The 19,456-nt window shown below is 69.7% G+C and carries 19 protein-coding genes; 5 read left to right on the forward strand and 14 right to left on the reverse strand.

Annotated features, from left to right (window positions below):
• Positions 1-54: 54 nt before the first annotated feature.
• The 7 genes from FFI97_RS10945 to FFI97_RS10975 form a co-directional block, all read right to left on the reverse strand.
• Positions 55-1,149 carry an acyltransferase family protein gene (locus FFI97_RS10945; RefSeq protein WP_062482677.1) on the reverse strand — a complete coding sequence of 365 codons (1,095 nt, stop codon included), beginning with the start codon at positions 1,147-1,149 and terminating at the stop codon, positions 55-57.
• Between the two features lie 74 nt (positions 1,150-1,223).
• Positions 1,224-2,186 (reverse strand): NAD(P)H-dependent flavin oxidoreductase, encoded by a 963-nt coding sequence (locus FFI97_RS10950; protein ID WP_062482679.1) that lies wholly within the window; start codon positions 2,184-2,186, stop codon positions 1,224-1,226.
• A gap of 80 nt (positions 2,187-2,266) precedes the next feature.
• Entirely contained in the window at positions 2,267-4,057 is a 1,791-nt protein-coding gene (locus tag FFI97_RS10955) for an acyl-CoA dehydrogenase (protein WP_070059450.1), read from the reverse strand.
• A gap of 86 nt (positions 4,058-4,143) precedes the next feature.
• Complete coding sequence (locus tag FFI97_RS10960; protein ID WP_139706770.1) at positions 4,144-5,076, reverse strand: electron transfer flavoprotein subunit alpha/FixB family protein; 933 nt, start codon at positions 5,074-5,076, stop codon at positions 4,144-4,146.
• A gap of 13 nt (positions 5,077-5,089) precedes the next feature.
• Positions 5,090-5,839, reverse strand: coding sequence for an electron transfer flavoprotein subunit beta/FixA family protein (locus tag FFI97_RS10965; protein ID WP_070060185.1), 750 nt, complete (start codon positions 5,837-5,839; stop codon positions 5,090-5,092).
• Between the two features lie 137 nt (positions 5,840-5,976).
• Positions 5,977-7,266: a mechanosensitive ion channel family protein gene (locus FFI97_RS10970; protein ID WP_139706768.1), complete on the reverse strand. Its 1,290-nt coding sequence runs from the start codon at positions 7,264-7,266 to the stop codon at positions 5,977-5,979.
• Positions 7,267-7,305: 39 nt separating this feature from the next.
• Positions 7,306-8,259 (reverse strand): histone deacetylase family protein, encoded by a 954-nt coding sequence (locus FFI97_RS10975; protein WP_062482261.1) that lies wholly within the window; start codon positions 8,257-8,259, stop codon positions 7,306-7,308.
• 89 nt (positions 8,260-8,348) lie between these two features.
• Here FFI97_RS10975 and FFI97_RS10980 point away from each other — a divergent pair, with 89 nt between their 5' ends.
• The 5 genes from FFI97_RS10980 (at position 8,349) to FFI97_RS11000 (ending at position 14,086) form a co-directional block, all read left to right on the forward strand.
• Entirely contained in the window at positions 8,349-9,269 is a 921-nt protein-coding gene (locus FFI97_RS10980; RefSeq protein WP_070059454.1) for an AAA family ATPase, read from the forward strand.
• The gene (locus FFI97_RS10985) at positions 9,266-10,246 is read left to right on the forward strand and encodes a DUF58 domain-containing protein (RefSeq protein ID WP_139706766.1); all 981 of its coding nucleotides are present in this window, start codon (positions 9,266-9,268) and stop codon (positions 10,244-10,246) included. The genes FFI97_RS10980 and FFI97_RS10985 overlap by 4 nt, the downstream gene beginning before the upstream one ends.
• A 13-nt stretch (positions 10,247-10,259) precedes the next feature.
• Entirely contained in the window at positions 10,260-12,290 is a 2,031-nt protein-coding gene (locus tag FFI97_RS10990; RefSeq protein ID WP_144004429.1) for a transglutaminaseTgpA domain-containing protein, read from the forward strand.
• A 66-nt stretch (positions 12,291-12,356) separates the two neighbouring features.
• On the forward strand, positions 12,357-13,460 hold the full coding sequence (gene mltB / locus FFI97_RS10995) for a lytic murein transglycosylase B (protein WP_062482271.1): 1,104 nt from the start codon (positions 12,357-12,359) through the stop codon (positions 13,458-13,460).
• Positions 13,461-13,465: 5 nt separating this feature from the next.
• Positions 13,466-14,086 carry an N-methyl-D-aspartate receptor NMDAR2C subunit gene (locus FFI97_RS11000; protein WP_139706332.1) on the forward strand — a complete coding sequence of 207 codons (621 nt, stop codon included), beginning with the start codon at positions 13,466-13,468 and terminating at the stop codon, positions 14,084-14,086.
• Here FFI97_RS11000 and FFI97_RS11005 read toward each other — a convergent pair.
• Genes FFI97_RS11005 through FFI97_RS11035 form a run of 7 tightly spaced genes read right to left on the reverse strand, consistent with a single transcriptional unit; the run spans position 14,065 to position 19,375 of the window.
• A complete protein-coding gene (locus tag FFI97_RS11005) occupies positions 14,065-14,586 on the reverse strand; it encodes a hypothetical protein (RefSeq protein WP_139706330.1) in 522 nt (173 codons plus the stop codon). The two genes, FFI97_RS11000 and FFI97_RS11005, sit on opposite strands and share 22 nt — an antisense overlap.
• Positions 14,583-15,656, reverse strand: coding sequence for a beta-ketoacyl synthase N-terminal-like domain-containing protein (locus FFI97_RS11010; RefSeq protein WP_139706328.1), 1,074 nt, complete (start codon positions 15,654-15,656; stop codon positions 14,583-14,585). The genes FFI97_RS11005 and FFI97_RS11010 overlap by 4 nt, the downstream gene beginning before the upstream one ends.
• Positions 15,653-15,931, reverse strand: a complete 279-nt coding sequence (locus FFI97_RS11015; RefSeq protein WP_139706326.1) for an acyl carrier protein — start codon at positions 15,929-15,931, stop codon at positions 15,653-15,655. Before FFI97_RS11015 ends, FFI97_RS11010 begins: the two co-directional genes overlap by 4 nt.
• Positions 15,928-17,085, reverse strand: coding sequence for an ABC transporter permease (locus FFI97_RS11020; protein WP_139706324.1), 1,158 nt, complete (start codon positions 17,083-17,085; stop codon positions 15,928-15,930). The genes FFI97_RS11015 and FFI97_RS11020 overlap by 4 nt, the downstream gene beginning before the upstream one ends.
• Before the next feature lie 9 nt (positions 17,086-17,094).
• The gene (locus FFI97_RS11025; RefSeq protein WP_139706322.1) at positions 17,095-18,003 is read right to left on the reverse strand and encodes an ABC transporter ATP-binding protein; all 909 of its coding nucleotides are present in this window, start codon (positions 18,001-18,003) and stop codon (positions 17,095-17,097) included.
• Positions 18,003-18,983, reverse strand: coding sequence for a BtrH N-terminal domain-containing protein (locus tag FFI97_RS11030; protein WP_139706321.1), 981 nt, complete (start codon positions 18,981-18,983; stop codon positions 18,003-18,005). Before FFI97_RS11030 ends, FFI97_RS11025 begins: the two co-directional genes overlap by 1 nt.
• Positions 18,980-19,375 (reverse strand): hypothetical protein, encoded by a 396-nt coding sequence (locus FFI97_RS11035; RefSeq protein ID WP_095947356.1) that lies wholly within the window; start codon positions 19,373-19,375, stop codon positions 18,980-18,982. Before FFI97_RS11035 ends, FFI97_RS11030 begins: the two co-directional genes overlap by 4 nt.
• Positions 19,376-19,456: the final 81 nt, after the last annotated feature.

A 19,456-nucleotide genomic window follows, 5' to 3' on the forward strand; every position in this document is an offset into this window, starting at 1 on the left:
ATTTGCAAAGGAATGGGAAGAAAAAGGGCCGCACCGCAGTGGGTGCGGCGCGCTTCAGTACGACACGATGAGGCCGCTGACGAGCAATGCGGCAAAAAGTGTGCAGACGCTGCGCAGCGAGGCCGGCCGGGCTTCGACCCCGCGGTACAGCAGCACCGCCGCGCCCACCGACAGCCCGAAGGTCGCGACCATGCCCAGCAGGTCGACCCACGGCCCGTGCGGCCCCAGGCCCGCCACCAGCGCGTTCACGGCGAGCAGCACCGGAAAGTGGATCAGGAACAGCGAATACGAAATGCGCCCCAGCTGCTGCAGCGGCACGGCCGCCGCGGGCCAGTGCGCGGGCGACAGCCACTGCCGGCGCTGCGCCACCGCGATCAGCAGCGCGGTCACCAGCGCGATGGCGATGCGGCTGCGCCAGTCGATGGCGAGCGCGCCCGCCCCCACCAGCGCCAGCAGCGCGACGGCGCTGCACCAGGTGCTGGTGCGCGTGGCGCGGCCGACCCAGAAGGCCAGCATGCCGAGCCCGTAGGCGCCGAAGAAATAGAACGCCGTTTCGTCCAGCCGCGCCTGCCGGTTGAAGAGCGCGAGCGACGCCACGGCCACGATGAACACCAGCGCCACCGGCGCCCAGCGCGCGGCCGAAGTGGGTTGTCGCAGCACGGCGGGCAGCCCGACCAGTGCGAGCGCCAGCGCGAAGAGCTGGAAGTCGATCGCCACGTACCAGACACCGGTCGACAGCGACTCGTAGTTCAGCAGATCCTGCAGCAGCAGGCCGTGCGCCAGCAGCTGACCGAGGCTCGGCTCGGCCGGCACCACCTCTTCACCCAGCCATGGCCGCGCCACCTCGGCCACCAGCACGCAGACCGTGAGCGCCGCCAGGTACGGCATGACCAGCCGGCCATAGCGCTGGAAGATCCGCGAGAGCGGCCGGTCCACGCGCAGCACGCCGTCGGGCGCCAGGCTCGCCGTGGCGAGAAAGCCGGCGATCACGAGAAAGACCTGCACCGCGAGCCGGCCGTCGTTCGCGAGCCAGCCGAAGAAATCGGGCGCCAGCACCTGCGCGCCGGCCGGCATCGGGCCGTAGCGCGCCAGGTGGTGCCCCACGATCAGCGCACAGGCCAGGCCCTTGACCACGTCCAGCAGCGGCATGCGCCCCTGCCGCGCAGGCACAGCCCCGCCGCCACCGCTCGCGGCGGAGGTCGATGCCGGTGCGTGCGAACCGTTCAAAGTGCCAATCGCTGTCGTGCTTCCTGGTATTCGCGCTTGAGCTTCTCGATGAAGGCGCCCGCGCTCGCCACTTCGGTGATCGCGCCGATGCCCTGGCCCGAGCCCCAGATGTCTTTCCAGGCCTTGGCCTTGCTGCCTTCGCCGCCGCCGAAGTTCATGGTCGTCACGTCGCCTTCGGGCAGGTTGGCCGGGTCCATGCCGGCCTTGACGATGCTGGGCGCCAGGTAGTTGCCGTGCACGCCGGTGAACAGGCTCGAGTAGACGATGTCGTCCGAGTTGCCGTCCACGATGGCCTGCTTGTACTCCTCGCTCGCGCGCGCTTCTTCGGTCGCGATGAAGGCGGTGCCGATGTAGGCGAAGTCGGCGCCCATGGCCTGCGCCGCGAGCACCGCGCCGCCGGAGGCGATGGAGCCCGACAGCGCGATCGGGCCGTCGAACCACTGGCGGATTTCCTGCACCAGTGCGAACGGGCTCTTCACGCCCGCATGGCCGCCGGCACCGGCCGCCACGGCGATGATGCCGTCGGCGCCCTTCTCGATCGCCTTCTGCGCGAACTTGTTGTTGATGATGTCATGCAAGGTCACGCCGCCGTAGCTGTGCACCGCGTCGTTCACGTCGGTGCGCGCGCCCAGCGAGGTGATCACGATCGGCACCTTGTACTTCACGACCATCTCCATGTCGTGCTCCAGGCGGTCGTTGCTCTTGTGCACGATCTGGTTGATGGCGAAGGGCGCGGCCGGCTTGTCCGGGTTGGCCTTGTTGTAGGCCGCCAGCTCCTCCGTGATCTCGATCAGCCACTCTTCGAGCTGGGCGGCCGGGCGGGCGTTGAGCGCCGGCATCGAGCCGACCACGCCGGCCTTGCATTGCGCGATCACGAGCTTGGGGTTGCTGATGATGAACAGCGGCGAGCCGATGATCGGCAGCGGGAGGTTCGCGAGAACAGAAGGCAGCTTGGACATGTCGTCTCCGGGAAGGGGTTCGGTTTTATAAGAGCAAGGGGCCGCTGCCGCCCGTCAGGTGGGCGACAGCGGCAGGTGCGTCAGAACGCTTCGAGCGCCAGCGCCGTGACGCTCTCGGCGCCTTCGACGATGCTGTCGCGGATGCCCGGCACCTTGTTCAGGATGTGCTCGGCGTAGAAGCGCGCGGTGGCGATCTTGGCCTGCATGAAGGCGACGTCCACGTTGTGCGAGGCCTGGTCCTGCGCCACGATCAGCGAACGCGCGAGCTGCCAGCCGGCCACGAGGTTGCCCGCCAGCATGAGGTACGGCACGCTGCCCGAGAACACAGCGTTGGGCGAAGCCTTGGTCTGGCCGGCGACGAAGTCGACCACGTCGATGAAGGCCAGGCGCGCGGCGGTCAGGCGCTTGAGGACGGCTGCGGCCGCGGCGCTGTCGCTCTTGGCGAGCTCGGCCTCGGTCTTCTCGATCTGCGCGGCGATCGCCTTGGCGGTCTGGCCGCCGTCGCGCGCGGTCTTGCGGCCCACGAGGTCGTTGGCCTGGATCGCGGTGGTGCCTTCGTAGATCGTGAGGATCTTCGCGTCGCGGTAGTACTGCGCCGCGCCGGTCTCCTCGATGAAGCCCATGCCGCCGTGCACCTGCACGCCCAGCGAGGTCACTTCGAGGCTCATCTCGGTGCTGTAGCCCTTCACCAGCGGCACCATGAATTCGTAGAAGGCCTGGTTCTGCTTGCGCGCGTCGGCATCGGGATGGTGGTGCGCGGCGTCGTAGGCGGCGGCGGCCACCGAGGCCATCGCGCGGCAGCCTTCGGTGTAGGCGCGCATCGTCATCAGCATGCGCTTCACGTCCGGATGGTGAATGATGGGCGCGCTGGCGTTGATCGAACCATCGACCGGGCGGCTCTGCACGCGATCCTTGGCGTAAGCGACGGCGTGCTGGTAGGCACGCTCGGCGATCGCGATGCCCTGCATGCCCACGGCGTAGCGGGCCGAGTTCATCATGATGAACATGTACTCGAGGCCACGGTTCTCCTGGCCCACGAGGTAACCGACGGCGCCGCCGTGGTCGCCGTACTGCAGCACGGCGGTCGGCGAGGCCTTGATGCCCATCTTGTGCTCGATGCTCACGCAATGCACGTCGTTGCGTGCGCCCAGCGAACCGTCGGCGTTGACCATGAACTTCGGCACCACGAACAGGCTGATGCCCTTCACGCCCTCGGGCGCGCCACTCACGCGGGCCAGCACGAGGTGCACGATGTTCTCGGCCATGTCGTGCTCACCGTAGGTGATGAAGATCTTGGTGCCGAACACCTTGTAGGTGCCGTCGGGCTGCGGCTCGGCGCGGCTGCGCACCATGGCCAGGTCGCTGCCGGCCTGCGGCTCGGTGAGGTTCATCGTGCCGGTCCACTGGCCGCTCACGAGCTTCTCGAGGTACACGGCCTTGAGCTCGTCGGAGCCGGCGGTGAGCAGCGCCTCGATGGCACCATCGCTCAAGAGTGGGCACAGCGCGAAGCTCATGTTGGCCGAGTTGAGCATTTCGCCGCAGGCCGCGCCGATGGTCTTGGGCAGGCCCTGGCCGCCGAAGTCCGCCGGATGCTGCAGGCCCTGCCAGCCGCCCGACACGTACTGCGCGAAGGCGTCCTTGAAGCCCTTGCTGGTGGTGACTTCGCCGTCCTTGAACGACGAGGGGTTGCGGTCGCCTTCGACGTTCAGCGGCGCCACCACGTCCTGGTTGAAGCGCGCGCACTCTTCGAGCACGGCCTGTGCGGTTTCGAGGCCGGCGTCTTCGAAGCCGGGCAGCTTGGCGATCTCGCCGATGTTGGCCAGGTGTTCGATGTCGAACAGCATGTCCTTGAGGGGGGCGGTGTAGCTCATGTCTTCTCTCCAGGGGCCGCGGTGGGAGCGGCAGATGTAAAAAAGGCATCGCGAACGATGCCTTCTGGCTCAATGCGTTGAAGCGATCAGAGCGCCTTCACGAGTTCCGGCACGGCCGTGAACAGGTCGGCCACGAGACCGTAGTCGGCCACCGAGAAGATCGGCGCCTCTTCGTCCTTGTTGATCGCGACGATGACCTTCGAGTCCTTCATGCCGGCCAAGTGCTGGATCGCGCCCGAGATGCCCGCGGCGATGTACAGCTGCGGCGCGACGATCTTGCCGGTCTGGCCCACTTGCCAGTCGTTCGGTGCGTAGCCCGCGTCCACTGCAGCGCGGCTGGCACCGAGGCCCGCGTTCAGCTTGTCGGCCAGCGGCGTCATCACTTCGGTGAACTTCTCGGCGCTGCCCAGGGCACGGCCACCCGAGACGATGATCTTGGCTGCCGTCAGTTCGGGCCGGTCGCTCTTCGTGACTTCACGGCCCACGAAGGCGCTCTTGCCGCTGTCGGCGACGCCTTCAGCCGTTTCAACGGTGGCGCTGCCACCGGTGGCGGCTGCGGCGTCGAAGCCGGTCGTGCGCACGGTGATCACCTTGGTGGCGTCGGTGCTCTGCACGGTGGCGATGGCGTTGCCGGCGTAGATCGGGCGCTCGAAGGTGTCGGGGCTCTCGACCTTGGTGATGTCGCTGATCTGCGCCACGTCGAGCTTGGCAGCCACGCGCGGTGCGACGTTCTTGCCGTTGGCGGTCGAGGGGAACAGGATGTGGCTGTAGTTACCGGCGATCGCCAGCACTTGCGCTGCGACGTTCTCGGCGAGGTTTTCGGCCAGCGATGCGCTATCAGCGGCGATCACCTTGGAAACGCCGACGATCTGCGCGGCGGCCTTGGCGGCTTCCGCTGCGTTGGCACCGGCCACGAGGATGTGGACGTCGCCACCGCAAGCCAGGGCTGCGGTCACGGTGTTGAGGGTGGCCGGCTTGATGCTGGCGTGGTCGTGTTCGGCAATGACGAGTGCGGTCATGTTCGTTTCTTCCTCAGATCACTTTGGCTTCGTTCTTGAGCTTGTCCACCAGGGTGGCGACGTCGGGCACCTTGATGCCGGCGCCACGCTTCGGGGGCTCGCTGACCTTGAGGGTCTTCAGGCGGGGCTTCACGTCCACGCCCAGGTCTTCGGGCTTGAAGGTGTCCAGCTGCTTCTTCTTGGCCTTCATGATGTTGGGCAAGGTGACGTAGCGCGGCTCGTTCAGGCGCAGGTCGGTCGTGATGACCGCGGGCAGCGTGAGCGTCAGCGTTTCCATGCCGCCGTCGACTTCGCGTGCGACGGTGACCTTGTCGGCTGCGAGGTCGACCTTCGAGGCGAAGGTGGCTTGGGGCAGGTCGGCCAGCGCAGCCAGCATCTGGCCGGTCTGGTTGGCGTCGTCGTCGATGGCTTGCTTGCCCAGGATGATCAGCTGGGGCTGTTCCTTGTCGACCAGCGCCTTCAGCAGCTTGGCCACGGCCAGCGGTTGCAGTTCTTCAGCGGTCTCGACCAGGATGCCCCGGTCTGCGCCGATGGCCATCGCGGTGCGCAGGGTTTCCTGGCACTTGGCATCGCCGCACGAGACGGCGATGACTTCGGTCACGATGCCCTTTTCCTTCAGCCGAACCGCTTCTTCGACAGCGATCTCGTCGAAGGGGTTCATGCTCATCTTGACGTTGGCAATGTCCACCCCGGTGCCATCGCTCTTGACGCGCACCTTCACGTTGTAATCGACGACCCGTTTGACAGGCACAAGAACCTTCATTGACTTGACTCCATTGGATTGCAAAAAGGGGGGCTTCGAGAGCAGCCTGCCATTTTAGGACGCCGGCCTTGGCTGCCTCTCCATTCTTCTTGTCGGCCTCGAGGGCCATAAAAAAGAACGATCGTGCTTTTCCGTGATTATAAAACAGCGGGAGGCGCTGCGGCCACTCCCGCCGGCAAAGATTCCACTCGCAGCACCCGCTGCGGATAGGGAATGTCAATGCGGGCGGCCCGCAGTCCTTCGAGGATGGCGATGTTGATGGCCGAGCGCACGTTGTCCTTGCCCTTGTCAGGGTCGGCGACCCAGAAGTTCAGGCTGAACTCCAGCCCGTCGGGTGCGAAGGTGACGAGGTAGGCGATGGGCGCGGGGTCGGTCATGACGCGCGGCTGGGCCTTGGCGGCGTCGCACAGGATGCCCTGCACCTGCGCCACGTCGCTCTCGTAGCCGACCACGATGTTGGTCGTGATGTTGAACTTGCGGTCGGCCAGCGACAGGTTTTCGACACGGCCGGTGATGAGCGATTCGTTCGGCACGATGGCCTCGCGCCCGTTGCCCGCGCGGATGAGCGTGTAGCGCGTCTTGATGTCGGTGATGCGGCCTTCGAAGGTGTCGACCTTCACGTTGTCGCCGATGCGGATCGAGCGCTCCAGCAGGATCACGAAGCCGCTCACGTAGTTGGCCGCCAGCTTCTGCAGGCCGAAGCCCAGGCCCACGCCGAGCGCGCCGCCCAGCACCGACAGCGCCGTGAGGTCGACCCCCACCGCCGACAGCGCGAACAGCAGGCCGATCAGCAGCAGGAAGGCGCGCACTGCGTTCGACGCCACCTTGCGCATCGACAGGTCGCTCACGGCCTCGCGCAGGATGCGCTTCTCGATGGTGCTGGAGATCCACAGCGCGATCATCAGCACCAGCCCGGCCGACAACGCGCCCTGGATGATGGTCTGCAGGCTCACGCGGGTCTTGCCGAAGGCCAGCGTGATGTCGTCCAGTTCGGCCAGCACCGGCGGCAGCAGCCCGACGATCCACAGCACGGCGGCGATCCAGGCCAGCCACGAGATGGTGCGCTCGATCAGCCGCACCAGGCTGGAAGTGGGGAACACGGCCCGCAGCACCCGCGCGAACAGCCGGATGACCGCCAGCGACAGGAACACCGGCACGGCGATGCGCAGCACCAGCACCACGGGCAGCAGGTCGAGCGCCAGGCGGCGCGCAATGCCGGTGAGCACCAGCGCGAGCAGCGGGAACAGCAGGCCGTCGAAGGTGCGCTCGCCGAACCAGATCGAATCCTTGGGCTGGTCGCGCCCGAACCATTTGCACACCGCCCATGCCACGGCCACGCAGGTCACGAGCACGGTGAGTTCGATGCCCAGGCCGTGCGCGTCGACCTGTCGCAGGCGCTGGAGGAAGTCGTCGAAATTGAAATTCATCGGTGAAAGAAACAGGACGCCCCGCGGGCGCCAACCGGGTTACAGGTCCGCCAGCACGCGGATGTGCGCTTCCACGCTGCGCGCCAGGGCGTCGAGGTGATAGCCGCCCTCGAGCAGCGAGACGATGCGCCCGCGCGCATGGCGCTTGGCGACATCGCGCACGCGGCCAGTGATCCAGGCGAAGTCGTTTTCGTTGAGGCCGAGCTGGCCCAGCTCGTCCTCGCGGTGGGCGTCGAAGCCGGCGCTGATGAACACCATCTGCGGCTTGAAGGCTTCGAGCCGGGGCATCCAGATCGCCTCGACCAGCTCGCGCACGTCCATGCCCTTGGTGTAGGCCGGGATCGGCAGGTTGAGCATGTTCGAGGCCGGGTGCTCGGTGCCGCTGTACGGATAGAACGGGTGCTGGAAGAACCCGACCATCAGCACGCGCGGATCGTTCGACAGGATGTTCTCGGTGCCGTTGCCGTGGTGCACGTCGAAATCGACGATGGCCACGCGGTCCAGCCCGTGCACCTCGAGCGCATGCCGCGCGGCAATGGCCACGTTGTTGAAAAAGCAGAAACCCATGGCCTGCTCGCGGCAGGCATGGTGGCCCGGCGGGCGCACGGGGCAGAAGGCGTTCTCGATCTCGCCGGCCATCACGGCATCGGTGGCCGCCACGGCGGCACCCGCGGCGCGGCGCGCGGCCAGCAGGGTGAAGCGGGTCAGCACGGTGTCGGGATCGACCTGCGCATGGTCGGGGCCGCCGGCGGGCGCGTCGGCCACGAGGCGCTGCTGCAACTCCTCGAGGTGTTCGACATGCGCGTGGCTGTGGGCCCGGGTGATCTGTTCCAGCGTGGCCAGGGGCACCTCGCCCCGCGCCAGCGCGTCGCCGACGCCGGTCAACAGCAGCCGGTCTTCGATGGCATCCAGCCGCTCGGGGCATTCGGGATGCCCGTTGCCCATGTCGTGCTTCCAGAAGTCGCGATGCGTGAAGTAGCCTGTCTTGCCCATCTCTCGCCGTGTCTCGTGTCGTCGCGTCTAGACCTCACGCAGCATGGGGCCGCAAGGTCTTACGGTATCGTTTGCATATGGATACAAATATGGACGTTGCTGCGAAGCTAGCCACTTTGCTGAGTCAGCTTAACACGGTGATTGTTGGCAAAGAGGCCCAGGTGCGCGACTGCGTGGCCTGTCTGCTGGCGGGCGGGCACCTGCTGATCGAGGACGTGCCGGGGGTCGGCAAGACCACCCTCGCCCATGCGCTCTCGCACACCTTCGGCCTGCAGTTCTCGCGCGTGCAGTTCACGGCCGACCTGATGCCGGGCGACCTGTCGGGCGTGGCAATCTACGACCGGGGCCAGCAGGCCTTCGTGTTCCACCCCGGGCCGATCTTCGCGCAGGTGCTGCTGGCCGACGAGATCAACCGCGCCAGCCCCAAGACCCAGAGCGCGCTGCTCGAGGCGATGGAAGAAAAGCAGGTCACGGTCGAGGGCGAGACCCGCCCCCTGCCCTCGCCCTTCTTCGTGATCGCCACGCAGAACCCGCAGGACCAGCTCGGCACCTTCGCGCTGCCCGAATCGCAGCTCGACCGCTTCCTGATGCGCATCTCGCTGGGCTACCCCGACCGCGCGGCCGAGCGCCAGCTGCTGGCCGGCGCCGACCGCCGCGAGATGCTCGCCGGCCTGCCCGCGATGCTGACCGCCGGCGAACTCACCGCCCTGCAGCAGCGCGTGCAGCAGGTGCATGCGGCCGAGCCGCTGCTGAACTACCTGCAGGACCTGATCGCCGCGACCCGCTCGGGCCGCTGGTTTTTGCAGGGCCTGTCGCCGCGCGCGGGCATCGCCGTGCTGCGCGCCGCCAAGGCACAGGCGCTGCTGGCCAACCGGAACTACGTGGCGCCCGACGACGTGCAGGCCGTGCTGCCGCAGACCATCGCGCACCGCCTCACGCCCGTGGGCGACGCGGGCCGTGGCGCCGTCGAACAGGTGCGCGCCATGATCGCCGCGGTGCCGCTGCCGTGAACCCTGTCGGCGTCCTGCGTTCGCGCATCGACGGCTGGTTCCTCTCGCGCCGGGCCCCGTCAGACACGCTCGAACTCACCCAGCGCAACGTCTACATCGTGCCCACGCGCGCCGGCTGGACGCTGGCGGCCACGCTGCTGGTGCTGCTGGTGGCATCGATCAACTACCAGCTCAACCTGGGCTACCTGCTGACCTTCCTGCTGGCCGGCAGCGTCGCGGTGGGCATGCATGTGTGCCACGCCACGCTGCGCGGGCTGGCGCTGCGCATGGTGCCGCCCGAGGCGCAGTTCGCGGGCGCCGCGGCGGTGCTGCGCGTGGTGCTGCACAACGAACGGCGCAGCGTGCGCTACGGCATCGGCATGGCGGTGCGCGGCAGCGGCCAGTGGGCCTGGACCGACGTGCCCGCCCAAGGCACGGCCACGGTGGAGATCGCCTTCCAGCCCGAGCGGCGCGGCCTGCACCCGGTGCCGCCGCTGACCGCCGAGACGCGCTTTCCGCTCGGCACCTTCCGCGTCTGGACCGTCTGGCGGCCGGCCGCGCAGCTGCTCGTGTACCCGACGCCCGAAGCCCATCCACCGCCGCTGCCGGCGGGCGAGCCGCTCTCGGGGCCCGCCGCCGCGTCGGCCGCGGTGCGGGCGCAGAACGCCGGCGAGTACGACGGCGTGCGAGCCTACCGGCGCGGCGATCCGCTCAAGCTCGTGGTCTGGAAGAAGGCGGCCCGCGCGCAGGCCACCGGCTCCGAAGACCTGGTGAGCCGCGACACGCAGCACACGCAGCGCGAAGAACTCTGGCTCGACGCGCACGCCGCCGCGCTGCCTGACATCGAGGCCCGCCTGTCGCGCCTGTGCGCCTGGGTGCTGATGGCCGACCGGCTCGGCGTGGACTACGGCGTGCGCGTCGCCGGCCGCACGGTGAAGCCGTCGCAGGGCGAGGCGCACCGGCGCGCCTGCCTCGAGGCGCTGGCGCTGTGCGCATGAACGGGGCCGCCGCATGAACCGGGTCGTACGCGAACTCACCGCGCTGCCGAGGGACGCACGGGACACGCTGTTCCTGCTGTGCGTCATCGGCCTCATCCTGCTGCCGCAGGTGGACGAGCTGCCCTGGTGGTGCTCGGCCATCACCGCCATGGTGCTGCTGTGGCGCGCCTCGCTGGCGGTGCAGGCGCGCCCGCTGCCCAGCAAGTGGTGGCGCCTCGCGCTGCTGGCGCTGGCGCTGGCCGGCACCTACGCCACCCACCGCACGCTGCTGGGCCGCGACGCGGGCGTCACGCTGGTCGTGTGCCTGCTGGCGCTCAAGACGCTGGAGCTGCGCGCGCGGCGCGACGCCTTCGTGGTCTTCTTCCTGGGCTTCTTCGCGATGCTCACGAACTTCTTCTATTCGCAGTCGCTGCTCACCGCCTTCACCATGCTGCTGGCGCTGCTGGGCCTGCTGACGGCGCTGGTCAACGCCCACATGCCCGTGGGCCGGCCGCCGCTGATGCAGGCCGCGCGCATGGCCGGCTGGATGGCACTGGCGGGCGCGCCGGTGATGCTCGCGCTGTTCCTGCTGTTCCCGCGCTTCGCGCCGCTGTGGGGCACGCCCGGCGACGCCATGGCCGGGCGCACCGGCCTGTCGAACACGATGCGGGTCGGCACCATCGCCGAGCTGGCGCTCGACGGGAGCATCGCGGCGCGCATCAAGTTCGACGACAACCGCGCGCCGCCGCAGAGCCAGCTGTACTTCCGCGGCCCCGTGCTGGCGCAGTTCGACGGCCGCGAATGGACCGCGCTGCCGACCTGGGCGCGCAGCGGGCAGTCGGTGTCGAACCTGCGCACGCGCGGTGAGCCGGTGCGCTACGAGGTCACGCTCGAAGCCAGCCAGCGCCCGTGGCTGCTCACGCTCGACGCTGCGCCACGTGCGCCCGAGGTGCCCGGCTACGAGGTCACCGGCACACCCGACCTGCAGTGGTTCGTGAACCGCCCGATCACCGACCTCGTGCGCTACCGCGCCGAGAGCCATCCACAGTTCCAGAGCGGCCCGATCGTGCGCACCGGCGGCCGGCTCCAGCCCTACCTGGCGTTGCCGGCCGGCAGCAACCCGCGCACCGCCGCACTCGCCGCCCAGATGCGCGCCGACCCCACGCTGGCCGGCGCCGATGCACAGGCCTTCGTGCAGGCCGCGCTGCAACGCCTGCGCACCGGCGGCTACACCTACACGCTGGAGCCCGGCGTGTACGGCAACGAGACCGCCGACGAATTCTGGTTCGACCGCAAGGAAGGCTTCTGCGAGCACATCGCCTCGGCCTTCGTGGTGCTGATGCGCAACCTGCAGATCCCGGCGCGCATCGTCACCGGCTACCAGGGCGGCGAGCTCAACAACGTCGACAACTACTGGGTGGTGCGCCAGAGCGACGCGCACGCCTGGGCCGAGGTGTGGCAAGAGGGCGCGGGCTGGGTGCGCGTCGACCCGACCGGCTCGGTCGCGCCGGGGCGCATCGGGCAGTTCCAGCGCCTCACGCCGCAGCCCGGCCTGCTGGCCGGCGCCATCGGCGTCATGAGCCCGACGCTGGTGCAGAACCTGCGCGCCGCCTGGGAGGCCGTGAACAACGGCTGGAACCAGTGGGTGCTCAACTACACGCAGAGCCGCCAGCTCGACCTGCTCAAGACCCTGGGCTTCAACGCCCCGAGCCTGGAAGACCTGGGCTACGTGCTGCTGTACCTGCTGGTGGCCGCGAGCCTGGCCGGCGCCGGCTGGACGCTGTGGGAGCGCAGCCGGCACGATCCGTGGCTGCGCCTGCTGGGCCGGGCCCGCGCGCGCCTGGCCAAGGCCGGCCTGCCGCTGCCCGAGACAGCGCCGCCGCGCCAGATGGCCCAGGCCGCCGACGCCCGCTTCGGGCCCGCCGCGCAGGCCGTGCGCGACTGGCTGCTGAGGCTCGAAGCCCAGCGCTACGCGCCCGCCGCGTCCGGCCCATCGGCCTCGCTCGCCGCGCTGCGCGCCGAGTTCCGCCGGCTGCCCTGGCCGCCCACGCCGCCGCGCGCCTGACGCGCGGCTGCAACCACATGTGTCCCCCCGAAAGTGCGCATGCGCACGGGCGGCACAATCGTGCCCATGTCACACGCCTTCCCCACGCCCTTGCGCGCCGCAGTGGCCGCCACCGCCCTCCTCGCCGCCTGCGTCGCCTGGCCCACGGGCGCCCTGGCCCAGAAGCCCCAGGCCAATGGCCGCCCCGCCGTCACACCGGTGCGCGGCAGCACCCCGTACGCCACGCGCGACGACGCCATGGCGTTCGCCGACGACGTCGCCCAGCGCCGCAACCTCGACCGCGACTGGGTGCGCGCCACCATCGGCGCCGCGCGCTTTCTGCCCAACGTGCCGCGCCTGATGCTGCCGGGCCCGGTCGGCACGGTGAAGAACTGGCAGACCTACCGCAGCCGCTTCATCGACCCGGTGCGCATCGCGGCCGGCGTGCGCTTCTGGCGCGCCAACGCCGAGACGCTCGCGCGCGCCGAGGCCACCTACGGCGTGCCGCCGGAAATCATCGTCGGCATCGTCGGCGTCGAGACCATCTACGGCCGCAACATGGGCAACTTCCGCGTGATCGATGCACTGGCCACGCTGTCCTTCGACTTCCCGCAGGGCCACCCGCGCGCGGCCGAGCGCATCGCCTTCTTCCGCGGCGAACTCGAAAGCTTTTTGAGCACCGAAAGCCGCACCGCCGACGACCCGCTCACGCCCGTAGGCAGCTACGCCGGCGCCATGGGCATGCCGCAGTTCATGCCCAGCAGCATCGCCAAGTACGCGGTCGACTTCGACGGCGACGGCCGCATCGACCTCGTGAACAACCCGGTCGACGTGATCGGCTCGGTGGCGAGCTACTTCAAGGGCTTCGGCTGGACGCCGGGCATGCCGTCGATCTATCCGGTGCATTTCGAGGAAGCGCGCCTGAAGAAGGCGCTGCTGCTGGCGCCCGACATCCTGCCGACCTTCAGCGCCGACAGCTTCGTGGCCGCGGGCGCCGTGCCCGAGGGTGAAGGCCTGAAGCACAAAGGCCTGCTGGCGCTCATCGAGCTGCAGAACGGCCTCGACGCACCGCCGACCTACGTCGCCGGCACGCGCAACTTCTACGTGATCACGCGCTACAACTGGAGCAGCTACTACGCGATGTCGGTGCTCGACCTCGGCCAGGAGGTCAAGGCCGCGATGGAGCAGTAACCGCGATGACACCGCAAGCGCTGCACGCGAACTGGACCGCCGCCTGGCAGGCGCTCGGCGTGGCCGCGCCCGACGATGTGCTGCGGCAGCAACTGCAGCGCCGCTACGGCGAGCCGCAGCGCCACTACCACACGATGCAGCACCTCGGCGAATGCCTCGCGTGGTTCGACCGGGAACAGGCGCTCGCCGAACACCCCGGCGAAGTGGCGCTGGCGCTGTGGTTCCACGACGCGATCTACGACGTGCATGCGCACGACAACGAAGCCCGCAGCGCCGACTGGGCGCGGCAGGCGCTGCAGGCCGCCGGTGCGAGCGATGCGTCGGCCGAGCGCGTCCACGCACTCGTCATGGCCACGCGCCACGACGCCGTGCCCGAAGGCCGCGACGCCGAGCTGCTGATCGACACCGACCTGTCGATCCTCGGCGCCGAGCGTGCACGCTTCGACGAGTACGAGCGCCAGGTGCACGCGGAATACGGTTTCGTCCCCGAGGAGATTCGCCTGCCGCGCCGGCGCGCGATCCTCCAGCGCTTTCTCGACCGCCCGGCGATCTACGCCACGCCGCGCATGCACGCGCTGCTCGAAGCGCGGGCGCGCGAGAACCTTCAGCGCTCGATCGCCGCCTGATCGGCCGGCACCAGCCGCCACCATTCGGAGCGCGGCGGCACGTCGCCAAACGTCTCCTCCACCACGCCGAACAGCAGCCCGTCGCGCCCCGCGCCCAGCTGCGACAGCGCCAACGGCCGCGCGAGATCGCGGCACAGCATGAAGCTCGCGTCGCCCTGCCAGTCGAGGCTGCGGCCGACCTCGGCCAGCATCAGTGCGGGCTGGCCCTGCATGAAGGTGAAGGGCATCGGCAAGCCCGCGTCGAGCTGCGCCAGCCCCGCGCGCGTGGCCTCCCAGGCACCGCGCCGGCTGGTCACGCGCAGGCGCGCGCCCGCCGGCAGCGCGGCTTCGCCGGCCGCGTCGAGGCAGCGCAGCGCGCCGTACATCGCCAGCTCGGTCCACAGACCGACGCGGCGCGGCCGGCGGCCCAGGCGGGTCGCGAGCGCGTCGCGCCAGTCGTCGGGCGGCGGATGCGCCACGACGTGCGCGACGGTGCGCCAAGGGGTTGTCGAGTTGCTCATGCGACGCTGCAATCCTTGAGCACCAGCGACGCATGCCCGCCGCCGAAGCCCACCACGTTGAGCAGGATGTGGCGCAGCTGCGCCGGCGGCCCGTCGCTCAGCGCGATGCCCAGCGTCTCGTCCAGCGCATAGCCGACCGACGGCCAGGCGCCGCCTTCGATGCAGCCGACCAGCAGAGCCAGCTCCGCCGCCCCGGCCGCGCCGAGCGTGTGGCCGATCGCCGACTTGAGCGACACCAGCGGCGGCAGCGGCGCGAACACCTCCCGCAACGCCTCGACCTCGATCGCGTCGTTGACCAGGCTGCCGGCGGCCTGCACCTTGATGAGGTCGATGTCCGCGGCCTGCAGGCCGCTGCGCGCCAGCGTGTCACGGCACATCGCGCGCACCGCGCTCGCCTCGGTACCCGACGGGTTGCGGCCGTCGACCACGTTGGCGCCGCCCAGCAGCGCCCAGCGGGCAGGTTGCGACCCGAGCCGCAGCGCCGCCACCGCTTCGCCGAGCACCAGCCCCTGGCGCCCCGCGCCGAAGGGCCGTGCGCTGTCGGGCGCCAGCAGCTGCATCGCGCCGAAGCCGGCCACGGTGAAGCGGTTGTCGAGTTCGGCGCCGATCACCAGTGCCTCGCGGGCCTCGCCTGCCCGCACCATGTCTGCGGCCGCCAGCATCGCGTTGAGCGCCGAGGTGCAGGCGGTCGAGACGGTGAAGACCGGGCCTTGCCAGTCGAGCGCGGCGGCGGCGATGTCGGCGAAATCCTGCAGGTCGCCGCTCAGCCGTGCGTCTTGCTGCGCGTGCTCCATGGCCCCGATGTCGAGCGACGACGAGGCCACGAACAGCGGCCCCTGCCGGTCCAGCCCCTCGCCGGTCTGCGCGACCACGCGGCGCACCGTGTGCTGCACGCGCTGCGCCCAGTCGCCGGGCGGCACCGCCAGCGTGTAGACCGGCCACTGCAGGCCCTCGGCCACGGTCACCGGCGTGGGCGGCACGCCGCCGCGCCGCAGTGCCGCCAGCGCCGACGGCACATCGTCGCCGAGCACGCAGGCCAGGCCCATGCCGGCCAGGTACACCGGACTCATGCCTTGCCCGCTTGCACCAGGTGTTCCGCCAGGTGCGCGATCGACGTCATCGCGCGCCGCGTGTCCTTGCTGTCGGGCATGCGCAGGCCGAAGTGCTGCTGGATCGCCATCGACACCTGCAGCGCGTCGAGCGAGTCGAGGTCCAGCCGCGCCTCGGGGCCGAACAGCGGCTCGTCGTCGCCGAGGCCGCCGGGCGGCGCGTCTTTTTCGACAGCCTCGAGCACGAGGGCCTTGAGGCGGGCGATGAATTCAGGAGAAGAAACGGTGCTCGTCACGGTGCGCGCCTGCGAAACAGAAAGACAGCCACGAAAAACATGAGGGCCGCGAACGCCACCAGCCGGCCGACCTGCGGCAGCACCTCGGCCACGCCGCCGCCGCGCAGCAGCACGGTGAGCAGCGCTTCGAGCCCCCAGTTCATGGGAGAGATTTCGACCATGCGCTGCATGAAGCCCGGCATGACGAACTTGGGCACCATGATGCCGCCCGCCGCCGCCATCAGCACATTCACCATCGGCCCGAGCGTGGCGGCCTGCGCATGGCTCTTGACGAGGCAGGCCACCGCCAGCGACAGGCTCACCGCCGCCAGGCTCACGGCCGCGAGCGACAGCAGCAGGCCGCCCCAGTGGATGCCCGCGAGCGAGAGCGCGTCGCCACCGATCAGCGGCATGAACCAGATGCCCGCCGCCAGCATCAGCAGCGCCTGCAGCGCGTTCACGCCGAGGTAGGGCAAGGCCTTGGAGGCCAGCAGCATCGAGCGCGACACGCCCAGGCTCTGCAGCCGGCCGAGCGCGCCCGAGCCGCGCTCCTGCACGAACAGGCTGGACAGCGAGGCGACCACGAAGAACATGCCGAAGACCAGCCAGGCCGGCACGTTCTGCTGCACCGACGTGGGCCGCGGGCCGGCGGTGGCGAAGCGCTCGGCCTGCACCATCGCCTGGATGGACGCATCGGGCGCGGGGCTGGCCGTGCCGGGCACCGCCAGCGCGAGCCGCGCCTTGAGTTCGCCCGAGGCGCCGATCAGCTCGGCGCGCAGCGCGTTGAACAGGTTGGCGTCGATGCCGGGCTCGGCCAGCAGGCGGATGTGGGCGCGCGTGGAGAGCGCGGCCGATTCCAGCTCGTCCGACAGGCCGGGCTCCAGCACGATCACGTACTTGAGCGTGCCGCTGCGCAACCGCGCCTGCCAGTCGCTGCCCAACGGCTGCGGCGCGCCGTGGCTGCGCTGCCAGATCTGCAGCAGCCATCTGGCGGGCGTGCCGCTGTCGCGCGCATCGACCGCGTAGCTCAGCTCGGCCAGCGGCGGGCGGTAGATGTCCTTCAGCGTGAGCGACATCAGCACGATGAAGACCATCGGCATCACGAACAACACGGCCAGCCCGTGCATGTCGCGCACGAGGGCCAGCAGTTCCTTCTTGATGAGCGCTAGGAGCATGGCGTGCGGTCAGTCGCGCAGCGAACGGTGTGTGAGCGCCATGAACAGCTGCTCGAGGTCGTGCCGGCCGAACTCGGCCTGGCGCACCTCGATGCCTTCGGCTTCGAGCGCGGCCAGCACGGGGCCGGGGCCGGTGCCTGCGTTCAGGTGGATGCGCCAGTGCGCCGCGCCCTGCTCCACCGTGCCGAAGCGCGACAGCATCTGTGCGTCGAGCCCGTCGGCGGCCAGGGTCAGCAGCATCGCGCTTTGCGACAGCAGCGCGTCGAGCGGGCCTTCGCGCAGCACGCGGCCCTGGTCGAGGATGGCGACGCGGTCGGCGATGGCCTCGATCTCTTCCATGTAGTGCGAGGCGTAGATCACCGCCGCGCCGGCCTGCGCCAGGCTCTTGATCGCATCGAGGATGAAGGCGCGCGACTGCGGATCGACGCCCACGGTCGGCTCGTCGAACAGCATCAGCTCGGGTTCGGGCAGCAAGGCGATCGCGAGGTTGAGCCGGCGCTTCAGGCCACCCGAGAGCCGCTCGGCGCGCACGCCCGAGAACTGCTCCAGCTGTGCGAACTGCGTGCAGGTGTCGATGCGCGCCTTCTTGCGCGCACCCGAAAGTTTGCCGGCCGCGGCGAAGCAGGCCAGGTTCTCGGCCACGGTGAGCATCGGGTAGAAGGCCTGGTCCTGCGGCGCGACGGCGATGCGCGTGGGCGCCTGGGCGCGCACCTGCTGCAGCAGCTGGCCGTCGATGCGGATGTCGCCCGACTGCACCGCAAGCGCGCCCGACAGGTGCGAGATCAGCGTGGTCTTGCCGGCGCCGTTCGGGCCCAGCAAACCCAGCACGCAACCGCGCGGCACGGCGAGCGACACGTCGGCCAGCGCGGCCTTGTCAGCGTGCGGGTAGCGGTAGCCGAGCTGGTGAAGCTCGAGCATCAGGCGACGGCGGCCTTGAGGTCGCGAAAGAAGGTTTCTTCCTGCTGCGCCTGCTCGCGCAGCTTGCCCGCGAGTGCGACCGGATCGACCGGCTCGCGACCCTTGACCATGCGCGCCGCCTTGAGCGCGAACGCGCGCCAGCCGTCGCCGATGGCGATCAGGCGTTCGGACATCTGCGTGAGCTGCGGCTTGTCGAGCAGCTGCGCGGCCTCCTGCAGGAAGCCCGCGTAGATGAAGCGAAAGCCCGCCCCGCCCGTGCCGATCTCTTCCTGCATGCGCACCAGGTGGCCGATGAAGTCGACGCTGCGCGGATCGCTGGGCGACAGCTTCTGCATGCGCTTGGCCAACGTGCGCATGCCGCGCACGCCCACGATGGGCACGGGCGCGAGCATGTTGCGCACCGTCTTGCGGATGGCCTTGGTGACCGAGGCGGCATCGACCGCCTTGCGCTCGATGGCCTGCGGGTAGTACATGAGGCCCTTGGGCGCCAGCACGCCCTTGGCGAAGCGCGCGCGCGACAGGTCTTCGCTCGCGCAGCGCACGGGCTCCTCGAACACCGGGTCGCTGATCAGGTAGTCGTCGCCGTCCTTGCCGTAGACCAGCAGGTTGTGCGCGTTGAAGTGAAAGCGCATGTTCGGCGGAAAGTACGGCAGCCAGTAGACCGAGGTCTGCAGGCCCACGAGCTGGCCGTCGGCCAGCAGCGCGTCCAGCCGCCGCTGCCCGGCCTGCGGGCTGCGGAAGGTCTCGAAGCGAAAGCGCGCGGCCATCGGTGCCAAAAGGCCCTTGATGATGGCCTTGGGCGGCATGCGATACGAGATGAGCGGCAGGCCCGACAGCTTGATGAACGGCAGGTAGGCGAACGAGAGCGCCGACGACAACCCGAGCGCCATCGCCTCGCTCATCGGCGCGCCGTGGTGGCGCATGAGGCTGGAGATGACGCCGCTTTCGCAGTGCGCCGCCTGTTGGTGTTGGAAGTTCACGGCAGGCCTTGCAGGGTGGAAACGGGCAGCCCCAGCGCCTGGCCGTAGCGGGCGAGCTGGGCCGGCGACAGCGCGGCGAAATGGCGCGGCTGCAGGTGGCGGCGCACGCGCCATTGCCAGAAGCCGCTGGTCTGCGAGAGCAGCGCCACGTCCATGCGGCGCTCGTACATCCAGTACTCGAGCGGCGAAGCCAGCCCGGCCTTCACGCGCGCCTTGGCCTCCTGCGCCTGCTCGATGAGCACATCGACCGCGTGGCTGGTGACGATCTCTTCCGCCTCCCAACCCTTCGAGGTGGTGGTGACGACGCGGCCCTGCGCGTCGCGGGCGTACATCAGCTTGGAATGGCCGGCGAGGGTCGCGTTGCCCTCCTGTGGCACGGCATCGAGGTCCATGTCAGGCCTCCCGCCGGGCCGCCCCAAGGGAGGCCTGCGCCCCCTCGGGGGGCAGCGATACGCGACGCGATGAGCGTGGGG

It is taken from the genome of Variovorax sp. KBS0712 (genome assembly GCF_006323185.2).
In the GTDB taxonomy this organism is placed as follows: domain Bacteria; phylum Pseudomonadota; class Gammaproteobacteria; order Burkholderiales; family Burkholderiaceae_C; genus Variovorax; species Variovorax boronicumulans.

What these genes read in the sequence shown, in the direction of transcription:
- FFI97_RS10945 (WP_062482677.1), bottom strand. Translation starts at nt 1,149, where the DNA reads ATGCCGCTGCTGGACGTGGTCAAGGGCCTGGCCTGTGCGCTGATCGTG.
- FFI97_RS10950 (WP_062482679.1), bottom strand. Translation starts at nt 2,186, where the DNA reads ATGTCCAAGCTGCCTTCTGTTCTCGCGAACCTCCCGCTGCCGATCATC.
- FFI97_RS10955 (WP_070059450.1), bottom strand. Translation starts at nt 4,057, where the DNA reads ATGAGCTACACCGCCCCCCTCAAGGACATGCTGTTCGACATCGAACAC.
- FFI97_RS10960 (WP_139706770.1), bottom strand. Translation starts at nt 5,076, where the DNA reads ATGACCGCACTCGTCATTGCCGAACACGACCACGCCAGCATCAAGCCG.
- FFI97_RS10965 (WP_070060185.1), bottom strand. Translation starts at nt 5,839, where the DNA reads ATGAAGGTTCTTGTGCCTGTCAAACGGGTCGTCGATTACAACGTGAAG.
- FFI97_RS10970 (WP_139706768.1), bottom strand. Translation starts at nt 7,266, where the DNA reads ATGAATTTCAATTTCGACGACTTCCTCCAGCGCCTGCGACAGGTCGAC.
- FFI97_RS10975 (WP_062482261.1), bottom strand. Translation starts at nt 8,259, where the DNA reads ATGGGCAAGACAGGCTACTTCACGCATCGCGACTTCTGGAAGCACGAC.
- FFI97_RS10980 (WP_070059454.1), top strand. Translation starts at nt 8,349, where the DNA reads ATGGACGTTGCTGCGAAGCTAGCCACTTTGCTGAGTCAGCTTAACACG.
- FFI97_RS10990 (WP_144004429.1), top strand. Translation starts at nt 10,260, where the DNA reads ATGAACCGGGTCGTACGCGAACTCACCGCGCTGCCGAGGGACGCACGG.
- mltB (WP_062482271.1), top strand. Translation starts at nt 12,357, where the DNA reads ATGTCACACGCCTTCCCCACGCCCTTGCGCGCCGCAGTGGCCGCCACC.
- FFI97_RS11000 (WP_139706332.1), top strand. Translation starts at nt 13,466, where the DNA reads ATGACACCGCAAGCGCTGCACGCGAACTGGACCGCCGCCTGGCAGGCG.
- FFI97_RS11005 (WP_139706330.1), bottom strand. Translation starts at nt 14,586, where the DNA reads ATGAGCAACTCGACAACCCCTTGGCGCACCGTCGCGCACGTCGTGGCG.
- FFI97_RS11010 (WP_139706328.1), bottom strand. Translation starts at nt 15,656, where the DNA reads ATGAGTCCGGTGTACCTGGCCGGCATGGGCCTGGCCTGCGTGCTCGGC.
- FFI97_RS11020 (WP_139706324.1), bottom strand. Translation starts at nt 17,085, where the DNA reads ATGCTCCTAGCGCTCATCAAGAAGGAACTGCTGGCCCTCGTGCGCGAC.
- FFI97_RS11025 (WP_139706322.1), bottom strand. Translation starts at nt 18,003, where the DNA reads ATGCTCGAGCTTCACCAGCTCGGCTACCGCTACCCGCACGCTGACAAG.
- FFI97_RS11035 (WP_095947356.1), bottom strand. Translation starts at nt 19,375, where the DNA reads ATGGACCTCGATGCCGTGCCACAGGAGGGCAACGCGACCCTCGCCGGC.